The sequence below is a fragment of the Enterococcus sp. AZ120 genome, from assembly GCF_050546165.1.
Classification (GTDB): Bacteria; Bacillota; Bacilli; order Lactobacillales; family Enterococcaceae; genus Enterococcus; species Enterococcus faecalis.
Map to the genome: position 1 here is coordinate 1041161 of NZ_CP172950.1, position 12525 is coordinate 1053685.

General features: G+C 38.4%; 10 protein-coding genes. 9 read left to right on the plus strand and 1 reads right to left on the minus strand.

Annotated elements, in window-relative coordinates:
• The first annotated feature begins 226 nt into the window (after positions 1–226).
• On the plus strand, positions 227–1399 hold the full coding sequence (locus IGJ46_RS05080) for a class I SAM-dependent rRNA methyltransferase (protein ID WP_218391515.1): 1173 nt from the start codon (positions 227–229) through the stop codon (positions 1397–1399).
• Between the two features lie 66 nt (positions 1400–1465).
• Here IGJ46_RS05080 and rnhC read toward each other — a convergent pair whose 3' ends face one another.
• Positions 1466–2383: a ribonuclease HIII gene (rnhC, locus tag IGJ46_RS05085; protein ID WP_002391377.1), complete on the minus strand. Its 918-nt coding sequence runs from the start codon at positions 2381–2383 to the stop codon at positions 1466–1468.
• Positions 2384–2601: 218 nt separating this feature from the next.
• Between rnhC and IGJ46_RS05090 the strand changes: the two genes are divergently transcribed.
• From IGJ46_RS05090 to rbfA, 8 genes are all read left to right on the plus strand, one after another.
• Complete coding sequence (locus tag IGJ46_RS05090; protein ID WP_002393199.1) at positions 2602–5022, plus strand: cation-translocating P-type ATPase; 2421 nt, start codon at positions 2602–2604, stop codon at positions 5020–5022.
• 141 nt (positions 5023–5163) lie between these two features.
• Positions 5164–7032: an Ig-like domain-containing protein gene (locus tag IGJ46_RS05095; RefSeq protein WP_430613974.1), complete on the plus strand. Its 1869-nt coding sequence runs from the start codon at positions 5164–5166 to the stop codon at positions 7030–7032.
• A gap of 223 nt (positions 7033–7255) precedes the next feature.
• Positions 7256–7729 carry a ribosome maturation factor RimP gene (gene rimP, locus IGJ46_RS05100; RefSeq protein WP_002357863.1) on the plus strand — a complete coding sequence of 158 codons (474 nt, stop codon included), beginning with the start codon at positions 7256–7258 and terminating at the stop codon, positions 7727–7729.
• 143 nt (positions 7730–7872) lie between these two features.
• Complete coding sequence (gene nusA / locus IGJ46_RS05105) at positions 7873–9072, plus strand: transcription termination factor NusA (protein WP_002357862.1); 1200 nt, start codon at positions 7873–7875, stop codon at positions 9070–9072.
• 20 nt (positions 9073–9092) lie between these two features.
• On the plus strand, positions 9093–9392 hold the full coding sequence (gene rnpM, locus IGJ46_RS05110) for an RNase P modulator RnpM (protein ID WP_025194437.1): 300 nt from the start codon (positions 9093–9095) through the stop codon (positions 9390–9392).
• Positions 9382–9687, plus strand: a complete 306-nt coding sequence (locus IGJ46_RS05115; protein WP_002357860.1) for a YlxQ-related RNA-binding protein — start codon at positions 9382–9384, stop codon at positions 9685–9687. Before rnpM ends, IGJ46_RS05115 begins: the two co-directional genes overlap by 11 nt.
• A 12-nt stretch (positions 9688–9699) precedes the next feature.
• Positions 9700–12096, plus strand: a complete 2397-nt coding sequence (gene infB, locus IGJ46_RS05120) for a translation initiation factor IF-2 (RefSeq protein ID WP_002357859.1) — start codon at positions 9700–9702, stop codon at positions 12094–12096.
• 24 nt (positions 12097–12120) lie between these two features.
• Complete coding sequence (gene rbfA, locus IGJ46_RS05125) at positions 12121–12471, plus strand: 30S ribosome-binding factor RbfA (protein ID WP_002360497.1); 351 nt, start codon at positions 12121–12123, stop codon at positions 12469–12471.
• Positions 12472–12525: the final 54 nt, after the last annotated feature.

The window sequence follows — 12525 nt, forward strand, 5'->3', positions numbered from 1 at the left end:
AAAAGTAAAATTAGGTAAATTTCGTATTTTACAATATCGCTTTAATTTTACTCTTTCACAAATTTTATGTCAATTCTTACCGAAGTGAGGAATGGTGATGTTAAAGAAAACTTACTATTTCCTTAAACTTTTTAGTTCGTTAAATGACGTGAAGTTTGAATCCTTTAAAGACAGATGGGCCTTTTTTTGCTATACTAGATAGGACTTTGAAAAGTAGGTGTACAGAATGAAACTTCAAGTAACTAAAAAAGCAGAACATAAATTTAAAAAAGGATATCCTTTAATTCAGAAAGAAGATTTGCAACAAGTGCCGGCGCCGTTACCAACAGATTGGCTTACTTTGATTGATAGTAAAGGCCAGCGCTTAGCTGAAGGATATTTAGGCGAACAAAATAAAGGAATTGGTTGGTTGCTGTCATGGCATGGACCAATTAATCAATCTTTTTTTCAGCAACTTTTTGAAATAAGTCGTGAGAAGCGGACGTCTTTTGAAAAGGATTCGCTGACAACCGCTTATCGATTATTTAATGGAGAAGGGGATGGCATTGGGGGAGTGATCATCGATCGCTATGCAGATTACGCCGTTTTTTCATGGTATAATGAAACCCTTTATCAGAAAAAAGCCGAACTTTTGACGGCGTTTCGCACAGTTTACCCTGACATTATTGGTGCCTACGAAAAGATTCGCTTTTCCACAAAAAATTTACCCGAATCACAGTTTTTGTATGGCGAACAAGCACCCGAGCCATTACTTGTCACTGAAAATGGCGTTCAATTTGCTACCTATTTAAACGAAGGATTAATGACAGGCATCTTTTTAGATCAAAAAGAAGTTCGTGGTCGATTAGTAGATGGGTTTGCAGTAGGTAAAACAGTCTTAAATATGTTTAGTTATACAGGTGCTTTTTCAGTAGCTGCCGCTATGGGGGGTGCCGTGGCCACCACTAGTGTGGATTTAGCTAAACGAAGCTTACCGAAAACGACTGAGCAATTTGAAGTCAATCATTTAAATCTTGCCGCGCAAAAGATTATTGTTATGGATGTTTTTGACTACTTTAAATATGCTTCACGTAAAGGCTTGAGTTATGACATGATCATTTTGGATCCGCCAAGTTTTGCTCGCAACAAAAAGAAAGTTTTTTCCGTTGCTAAAAATTATGGGGAGCTAGTGAAAGATTCTATTGATATTTTAACGGATAAGGGAACGCTTATTGCCTCAACCAATGCGGCAAATTTATCCTTAGCCAAATATAAAAAAATGGTGATTACTGCCTTGCAAGAGAAAAATGTTCGTTACAAGATTACGGACACGTATCAATTACCGGCAGACTTTCAAGTGAATCCTAATTTTCCAGAAGGTAATTACTTAAAAGTCCTGTTTATCGAAATTGAAAAATAATTTTTTACACCAAGCAAAAGTCCCAGCGCCGCTAATCGGCATTGGGACTTTTGCTTGGTGTTTATTTTATAGTAACTTTTGGGCTTTTTGGGTATTTGCAAAATGCAGCTTCGCGTAGTTCGCTAATAAGTCTAGGCCGCCTTTTTTCAAAATACGGGCGGCTACTTGGTCTGATTTGCTGCCAGCACCAGAGGGCACAGAGAAACCCAATTCTGCAGATTCTTTGTCTAACTCTTCTAAAAAAGCAGCGCGGCTAATAATAGAGGCGGCAGCAACGGCAACATGATACTGCTCTCCTTTAGTGACGAAGAACAATTTTTCAGTGACTTGATTTTTTTCATTACGAACATATTTCCGATAATTATTTTCAGGGGTGAACTGGTCAATCAAAATCCCTTCTGGCTTTGTGGGAGCCAATTCTTGTAGCAACAGATAAATCGCTTGGTTATGCAAAGCGACTTTCATGTGTACAGCATTGTAGTTTGGTTGGATCTCATTGTATTTTTTGGGTTCAACGATTAATAACTTGTAAGGAATCCGTTCTTTAATGACATGTGACAATTGAATAATTTGTGGGTCGGTTAATTCTTTGGAATCACGAACACCTAATGCTTTTAGTTTGCTAATCATGCTTTTGTCAACATAGGCAGCACAGACAGTTACTGGACCAAAATAGCTACCATTACCGACTTCATCGGAACCTATCACAGACCAGTTGCCAAAATCAGCAGGCAGTGTAGTAGTCTGGGGAGAAACTTTTTTCTTTGGTGTGGTACTCGTTCCTTCCCAACGAGCGGCCTCTTTTTCAGCTTGAGGTCCCTGAAACATGACTTTACCTGATTGATAAGCAGTGATGGTAGTGGTACCAACCTTGGCCACAAAGACAGTATAAGGGACCGTTTTATTTAAACGATTGGGTTGATAAACAGTGGTCATCTCTGCTAATGTTTTTTTACTAACTTTAATTACGTGATTCTGTGCCATCAATTGTTCCTCATTTCTTGATATTTCTTCTTTACTATAGTAAAGGAAAAACTAGTAAATGAAAAGGTTTTGCGTTAGCTTGTTCCTGAAAATGACAATGTTTAGGAAATGTATAATTTTTTTCTATAGTTGGGCGCTAGTTGTTATCTAAATTTTTATTCAGTGCTATACTGTGGGAGAGAAGGAGACGATGAAAGAGTCGACTAGAACAAGGGGTGATGTGTTTGAGAAGAAAAAAAGAAATGCAAGAAAATGAACCAATAGCAGTGACTGCTAACGCGGAACGCTATTATCCAGAAGATAAACAAGGCTTGACGGCCGCACAAGTTGAAGAAAGACAGCGAAAAGGCTTAGTCAATGCCGCCGTCGACACAGAGTTTATCACAACGAAACAGATTGTTATTAATAACGTATTTACGTATTTCAACTTAATTTTTGTGGTACTAGGTGTGTTATTAATGCTGGTACAATCTTATAAAAATATGACCTTTTTGCCAGTAGTAATCATTAATACGGTCATTGGAATTTACCAAGAAATTAAGTCGAAGAAAGTATTAGATAGCTTAAATATTCTAAACGCTACAAAAGTAACCGTTGTGAGGGATGGCCAAGAACAAGAAATTTCGCCAGATGAACTGGTTTTGGACGATGTGGTGCTCTTTAAATCGGGTGAACAGATTTCTGGGGATGCAATTGTCTTATCTGGTGAAGTCCGTGTGAATGAATCCTTGTTAACTGGGGAATCTGATGAGATTACCAAAGTAGCAGATAGCCAACTTTTGTCAGGTAGCTTTATTGTGTCAGGTTCTTGTTATGCAAGAATTGATAAAATTGGCGCTGAGGCCTATGTTCATCAATTAACGCTTGAAGCGAAATCAATTAAAAAAGGGGAACAATCAGAGATGGTCGGTTCCATTAACCGTTTGGTGAAATGGGTAGGGATTATTATTATCCCGATCGGCTGTGTTCTATTTTTCCAAAGTTATTTCATCAACCATCAAGGGCTTCATGACAGCATTGTCTCCATGGAAGCTGCCTTGATTGGGATGATTCCAGAAGGGTTGTACCTTTTAACAACCGTTGCATTAGCTGCCAGCACAATGCGCTTAGCGAAGCGCGGCGTTTTATTGCACAACATGAAAAGTATCGAATCCTTAGCACGTGTTGATGTGTTATGTGTAGATAAAACAGGAACAATTACTGAAAACACGATGGAAGTCCAAGAGTTGGTTCCTGTGGTGAGTATCGAAAATGATGGTACAGACTTAACCAATGTCGAAAAATTAATTGGCGATTTTTGCCGAACAATGTCAGCTGACAATGATACGATGAAAGCGATGAAAGAATTTTTTGTTACTAATAATCAGAGGGAAGCCGTTAGCTATACCTCGTTTTCGTCTGTCGAAAAATTTAGTAGCGTGACTTTCCCAGAAGCGACGTATATTCTTGGGGCGCCAGAGATGATTTTGAGAGACAATTATGAAATGTATCAATCTGAAGTGGAACATTATACAAGTCAAGGCTATCGCTTATTGGTGTTCGGAAAGTATTTAGGAGAATTTCAGGAAACGTTGACAGCAGAGGTACAACCTCTAGGCTACATTCTTCTTTGGAATCCGATTCGTAAAGAAGCCAAAGCAACTTTTGAATATTTCGCTGAACAAAATGTGGCCATTAAGGTCATTTCTGGTGATAATCCTTTAACAGTATCCAATGTAGCACAAGCGGCAGGCATTATTGGTGCTGAAAATTACGTGGATGCGCGAACATTAACTACAATGGAAGCCCAGACAGAAGCTTTAGAAAAATACACCGTTTTTGGTCGTGTCACGCCAGAACAAAAGAAACAATTTGTGCTATTGTTGAAAAAATTAGATCATACAGTGGCGATGACAGGGGATGGAGTCAATGATATTTTAGCCATGAAAGAAGCAGATTGTAGTATTGCCATGGCTTCAGGAAATCAAGCTACAGCACAAGCCTCGCAAGTTGTGTTGTTGGATTCTGATTTTTCAACGATGCCGGAGGTTGTCTTTGAAGGCCGCCAAGTAGTTAATAACATTGAACGCTCTTCAAGTTTATTCCTTGTAAAAAATATTTTCTCCTTGCTGATGTCTGTCTTTGCTATGATTTTTGCCGTGACATATCCTTTACAACCGACACAAGTCACATTGATTAGTTTATTTACAATTGGGATTCCTTCGACATTTCTAGCTTTGGAACCAAATCATCGTCGCATTGAAGGGAAATTTCTTTTCAATGTGTTATCAAAAGCAATTCCTGGTGGGTTAACGGATATGTTAGTAGTCGGTGCCTTACTAATTTGTGGTGATATTCTTGCACTTCAAAAAACGGACATTTCAACGACTGCAACATTGTTGCTAGTTTCAGTCGGCTTTATGGTTCTTTATAAAATTAGTTCACCAATGAATCGTTACCGCAAGCGCGTAATGATTGGCTGTTTAATCGGAATGGTTATTACAAGTATTTCCATGAAAAACTTGTTCTCGTTAACTTCGGTATCGCCAACAGCCTTGTTACTTTTAGCCATTCTTTTCTTTGCAGCAGACTCAACTTTCCAACATTTATCAACCATTTCTGAAAAAGTTCAATTATGGTTTTATAAGAAAAGACATTAGGAGCAAAACACCGAGCCAAAATTATTTTGGTTCGGTGTTTTTTGTTTTTTATCGTTGGGAAAAATAAAAACACTTGCACCTAGTTAATCCTTGATAGTATAAACCTAACCAATTATTTTAGATAGGAAGGATTGAATAAAAATGAAAAAAAGAAGTTTTGTCTATTGGGGAATGTTTTTCATTCTTTTGTCGACGCTGATAACGCCTTTTCTGAAACTTGAAACAGGATATGCGCAAACGGAACCAACTAGTACCAGTGAAACCAATCAAATTTCTGCTACGCCAAATGTAGTGCCGCGTAAACAAGTGGGCAACATTGTGACAGCGATTCAACTAACGGACAAAGAGGGAAACCCACTTGGGACCATTAATCAATATACAGACATCTACCTCCGAATTGAGTTCAACTTACCGGATAATACCGTTAATAGTGGGGATACGAGTGTGATTACTTTACCCGAAGAGCTACGTCTCGAGAAAAATATGACCTTTAATGTAGTAGATGATACAGGTGCTGTGGTTGCAATCGCACAGACCGATGTAGCAAATAAAACGGTCACGTTAACGTATACAGATTACGTAGAAAACCATGCCAATATTAGTGGGTCTTTATATTTTACAAGTTTGATTGATTTCGAAAATGTCGAAAATGAATCCAAGATTCCTATTTACGTCACGGTTGAAGGGGAAAAAATATTTGCTGGCGATCTTGATTACCAAGGTGAAGGCGATGATGTTAACGAAAAATTTAGCAAGTATTCGTGGTTTATCGAAGACGATCCAACCGAAATTTACAATGTACTACGGATTAATCCAACAGGGCAAACGTATACTGATTTAGAAGTGGAAGATGTGCTAAAAACAGAAAGTTTAAGTTATATGAAAGACACTATGAAAATTGAACGAGGACAATGGACACTGGATGGAAATGCTATTTGGCAATTCACGCCAGAGGAAGATATAACTGGTCAGTTGGCTGTCCAGTATGGTCCTGATGACCGTAATTTTTCGGTGCATTTTGGCAATATTGGGACTAACGAATATCGTATCACCTATAAAACCAAAATTGATCATCTTCCCGAAAAAGGTGAAACCTTCACAAATTATGCAAAATTAACAGAAAATCAAACGGTGGTGGAAGAAGTCGAAGTGAGTCGTGTCTCACAAACGGGTGGTGGAGAAGCCAATGGTGAGCAATATGTTGTTGAAATTCATAAAGAAGATGAAGCAGGCCAGCGTTTAGCAGGTGCAGAGTTTGAACTCATTCGTAACTCAACCAATCAAACAGTGGCCAAAATCACAACAGATCAAAACGGAACAGCGATTGTTAAAGGCTTGTTAAAAGATAACTATACTTTAGAAGAAACCAAAGCACCTACCGGTTACCAGCTTTCGCAAAACAAGATTTCAATAACACCTGAAGACTTTGGTAAAAACTTAGTTGCACTGAAAACTGTTGTGAATCATAAGATTTCATATCAACCAGTCGCTGCTTCATTTTTAGCTGGAAAAGTTCTTTTAGGAAAACCACTGAAGGATGCTGAATTTCAATTTGAATTGTTAGATAAGAAAGGCACAGTACTAGAAACGGTTAGTAACGATACTTTAGGGAAAATTCAATTTTCACCATTAACCTTTGAAACTCCTGGAAAGTATCAATACACCATTCGGGAAGTAAACACGCAACAGGCAGGTGTTTCCTACGATACGCACAACCTTCAAGTTCAAGTAACCGTCGAGGCGCTTTTAGGAAATCTTGTGGCGACTACTCAGTATGATGGAGGTCAAGTATTTACTAATCACTATACGCCAGAAAAACCTATAGAAAGTACCACACCACCAACGAGTGGGACAACAGATACTACCACGAATTCAACCACAGAAACTACTTCAATAACCATTGAAAAACAGGCGATTCGTAATAAGGAATTGCCAAAAACAGGAGAAACAAAAGAAAACGCGTTTCTTTTCTTAGGTAGCCTTCTTTTGATTCAAGGATTATTTATCTAGTTTAAAACGAAAAAATAATCGCTTAGATAGTTTCAGTAATCGAGACAAAATGTGCAAATTTCGAGAGATTTAGCTTGTTCATTTGAGTTTGGAGTGGTTCTGTGCTATACTATCTTTAGCGTAATGATACTAGTTGGGAGTGAGCGGATTTCTGCTCACTCTTTTTGATGGAAAAGTCATCAGGACACGGTTCGTTACATCAATCTCGAAGGAGGCGAAAATTTTGAGTAGTGCTGTGGAAACTGTAACAAAGTTAGTCACACCAATCTTAGAAGAACAAAATTTTGAACTTGTGGAAGTAGAGTTTGTTAAGGAAGGAAAAAATTGGTTTTTACGAGTATTTATCGATAAAGAAGGTGGCATTGATATTGAGGAATGTGCCTTTGTCAGCGAAAAATTAAGTGAAAAACTAGATGCAATGGATCCAGATCCAATTCCGCAAGCGTACTTTCTGGAAGTTTCTTCTCCGGGAGCAGAACGTCCGTTAAAGAAAGAAAGCGATTATGAACAAGCGGTAGGTAAGTACATTCATATTTCTCTTTATCAAGCAGTTGATGGAGAAAAACAGATTGAAGGTACCTTAGTCCATCTTGATTCAGAACAATTAACATTAAGTGTAAAAATTAAAACCAGAGTGAAGGAAATGACTTTTGAACGTAAAAATATCGCAAAAGCTCGTTTAGCCATTCAATTTTAATCAACAGACTCGAATGTAAAAAAGGGTCCACTAAAAGTTTTACTTTTAGCTAGGCCTGTGACAAGTTTTAACGAGAAGTTTTTCCCTTGGAAGAAGAACCACTCGTTCAGCTTTAACGAATCCATAGGAGGAAAAGAAAAACAATGAGCAAAGAAATGTTAAATGCATTAGACGTATTAGAAGCTGAAAAAGGGATTCCTAAAGATACGGTGATTGAAGCGTTACAAGCAGCTTTAGTTTCTGCATATAAAAGACATTATGGACAAGCAAGCAACGTCGAAGTTGAATTTGAACCAAAAAAAGGCAATATTCATGTGTATGCTGTCAAAGAAGTAACAGAAGAAGTATTTGATTCACAATTGGAAGTTTCATTAAAAGATGCCGTTGCATTAAATGGTGCATATGAAATCGGCGACAAAATTCGTTTTGAAGTTACGCCAAAAGACTTTGGCCGCATTGCTGCCCAAACAGCAAAGCAAGTAATTTTACAACGTGTCCGTGAAGCAGAAAGAACAATTATTTATAATGAATTTAGCGAATACGAAAATGACATCATGCAAGGAATTGTTGAACGTCAAGATCGTCGTTATATCTATGTAAACTTAGGCAAAATCGAAGCAGTCTTATCAAAACAAGATCAAATGCCAAATGAATTTTACCAACCGCATGATCGGATTAAAGTTTACGTATCACGTGTTGAAAACACATCAAAAGGCCCACAAGTTTTTGTAAGCCGTAGTCATCCAGATTTACTAAAACGTCTTTTTGAACAAGAAATTCCAGAAGTTTATGATGGAATTGTTGAAATCGTAAGTGTCGCTCGTGAAGCTGGCGATCGTTCAAAAGTAGCCGTTCGTTCAACAGATCCTAATATTGACCCAGTGGGTACCTGTGTTGGTCCAAAAGGCCAACGTGTCCAAGCGATTGTGAATGAATTAAAAGGCGAAAATATGGATATTGTGGAATGGAACGAAGATCCAGCTATTTATATTAGTAATGCCTTGAATCCAGCTCAAGTATTAGATGTTATTTTTGATCCAGAAAATAGCAAAGCATGTACAGTTGTTGTACCTGATTATCAATTGTCATTAGCAATTGGTAAACGTGGTCAAAATGCGCGCTTAGCTGCTAAATTAACGGGCCATAAAATTGATATCAAATCAGAATCTGATATGGCTGAATTTTATGAACAACAAGCCAATCAAGAAGTTGCCGAAGTGGCAGAAGAAATGGATGAAGCAATTATCCATTCAGATATGACGGCAGATGATTACGAAAACTTGGCTGCTGAAGAAGCAGTTGTTGAAGCAGAAATTACAGAAGAATTACCTGAACAAGAATAACGTTTTTGGAGGGTGAAAAAATGAAAAAGAGAAAAATTCCAATGCGTAAATCGGTTGTTTCAGGCGAAATGAAACCGAAAAAAGAATTAGTCAGAATTACTCGCTCCAAAGAAGGCGAAGTGGCCATAGATCCAACTGGTAAATTACCAGGACGTGGCGCTTACGTTGATTTGGATCCTGCGGAAGTCCAAAAAGCTTGGGATAAAAAAATTCTTGATCGTGTCTTAGAAACAAAATTAAGTGATGAATTTTATCAAGAACTATTGGATTATGTAACACATCAAAAAGCCCGCAAAGAGTTGTTTGGCGATGGAAAATAAAACCAAAATTTTGAACCTTTTAGGTTTAGCAATGCGCGCCGGTAAATTAGTCACAGGCGAGGAATTAACTCTTAAAGATATTCGTGCAAACAAAGCGAAATTTGTGTTTGTTGCGCAAGATGCCAGTGAGAATACTAGAAAGAAAATCAAGGACAAAAGTTCTTATTATAATGTTCCTGTTAGCGAACTGTTCAGTCAATTCGAGCTCAGCCAAGCGATTGGGCGACCACGAATGGTTATCGGAGTAACTGATGCAGGATTTGCCACCAAAATCAAGGAATTACTAAAAGGTTAGGAAGGTGATTGCATGGGAAAAAAAAGAATTTATGAACTAGCAAAAGAAATGAATAAAGCAAGCAAAGACGTTGTCGATAAAGCGCATCAATTAGGTATGGATGTTAAAAACCATATGGGCGCAATTAGTTCCGAGCAAGAAACAAAGCTTCGTCAAGCATTCGGAGGAGGAAGTACCGTAAATACTCAATCAAAAGCAACAAACAACCAAAAGCAACAAACAACACAAAATAAACCAGCCAATAAGAAACCAATGAACAATAAACCTGGTGAACAAAGAAATAACCAAAATCGTCCAAACAATCAATCAACGAATGGACAACAAAGAAACAACAACAACCAAAATCGTCACGGCCAAAGCAACACACAAAACCGTAGCAATCAAACAAATACAAACAATCAAAACCGCAATACCCAAAACAATAACGGTTCTACAACGAATCAAAATCGGACCAGCCAAAATAACAATGGCGGGAACAACCAAAACCGTGGCGGCCAAAACCGTAACAACAATTTTGGTGGCGGTCAAAATCGTAATAACCGGAATAACTTTAATAACCAAAACCGCAATCGTTTCAACAAAAAAGGGAAAAAAGGCAAACATCAACAAGAATCAGCGAAGCCAGCAGTACCAGCACGTAAATTCCGTGAATTACCAGATGTTTTAGAATATACAGAAGGTATGAACGTGGCAGATATTGCGAAAAAAATCCACCGCGAACCAGCGGAAATCATCAAAAAATTATTTATGATGGGTGTCATGGTTAACCAAAACCAAGCCTTAGATAAAGATACAATTGAATTATTAGCTGTGGACTATGGCATGGAACCGCAAGAAAAAGTCCAAGTTGATATTGCGGACATTGATAAATTCTTCGAACCAGAAGCAGTTGTTGAAGAAAACTTAACTACACGTCCCCCTGTTGTCACAATCATGGGACACGTAGACCACGGGAAAACGACATTATTAGATACATTGCGCCATTCTCGTGTGACTTCAGGTGAAGCGGGCGGAATCACGCAGCATATTGGGGCCTATCAGTTAGATATTGATGGCAAACCAATTACGTTCTTAGATACACCAGGACATGCGGCCTTTACTAGTATGCGCGCGCGTGGTGCCAGCATCACTGATATTACCATCTTAGTTGTTGCAGCGGACGATGGAGTAATGCCACAAACAATCGAGGCGATTAACCATGCGAAAGCGGCAAAAGTGCCAATTATTGTAGCAGTTAACAAAATTGATAAGCCTGGTGCAAATCCTGATCATGTGAAACAAGAATTAAGTGAACATGAATTAATTCCTGAAGAATGGGGCGGAGATACGATTTTCGTCAATATTTCAGCGAAATTCAATCAAAACATTGATGAGTTGTTGGAAAATATTTTATTGATTGCTGAAGTAGAAGACTTAAAAGCTGATCCAACGCAAAAAGCAATTGGAACAGTGATTGAAGCACGCTTAGATAAAGGTAAAGGTCCGGTTGCGACATTACTCGTTCAACAAGGAACTTTACATGTTGGTGATCCAATCGTTGTTGGTAATACTTATGGACGTGTTCGTGTGATGACCAATGACATGGGCCGCCGTGATAAAGAAGCAGGACCCGCAACTCCTGTAGAAATTACCGGATTAAATGATGTTCCTCAAGCGGGTGATCGTTTTGTGGTCTTTGAAGATGAAAAAACGGCACGTCAAGCAGGGGAAGAACGGGCTAAACGTGCGTTGCTTGAACAACGTTCAGCAAGTAGCCGTGTGACATTGGATAACTTATTTGAAAGCCTAAAAGAAGGCGAATTAAAAGAAGTTAATATCATTGTCAAAGCAGACGTACAAGGATCTGCCGAAGCCGTTTCAGCAAGTTTACAAAAAATTGATGTAGAAGGCGTTCGTGTGAAAATTGTTCACGCGGCAGTTGGGGCCATCAATGAAAGCGACGTAACTTTAGCCGCAGCAAGTAATGCGATTATTATCGGCTTTAACGTTCGCCCAACACCACAAGCGAAACAACAAGCAGAACAAGAAGAAGTTGATATTCGTTTACACCGTATTATCTATAAAGCCCTAGAAGAAATCGAAACAGCGATGAAAGGGTTATTAGATCCAGAATTTGAAGAAAAAATTACGGGTCAAATGACGGTTCGTGAATTGTACAAAGTATCTAAAGTTGGCACAATCGCTGGCTGTTATGTTACAGAAGGATTTATTCGCCGCGATAGTGGCGTGCGTGTCATTCGTGATGGTATTGTTATTTATGAAGGTAAATTAGCAAGCTTGAAGCGCTTTAAAGATGACGTGAAAGAAGTCAAACTTGGTTTTGAATGTGGCGCTATGATTGAAAACTTCAATGATTTACGTGTAGATGATGCGATTGAAGGCTTCATTATGGAAGAAATCAAACAATAATTTTAGTAATTGGAGGAAGACACTATGGCAAATTATCGTGACCGTCGTGTAGGTCAAGAAATCATGCGTGAAGTGAATGATATCTTGAACAAACGCATCAGAGATCCACGCGTCCAAGGCATCACTATTACAGATGTTCGTGTGACCGGTGATTTACAACAAGCAACGATTTATTACAGCTTGTTATCTGATTTAGCTTCCGAACAACAAAAAGCTCAACAAGGCTTAGACAAAGCCAAAGGACTGATTCGTAAAGAATTAGGACAACGGTTAACCTTGTATAAAACACCAGAGTTGATTTTTGAAAGAGACGAATCTGTCCAATACGGAAATCACATTGATGAGTTGATTCGTAAGTTGAATCAAGGTGAATAATTAAAAAGAAAAAGCACACCAGACGAATGGTGTGCTTTTTCTTTTCATGATTTC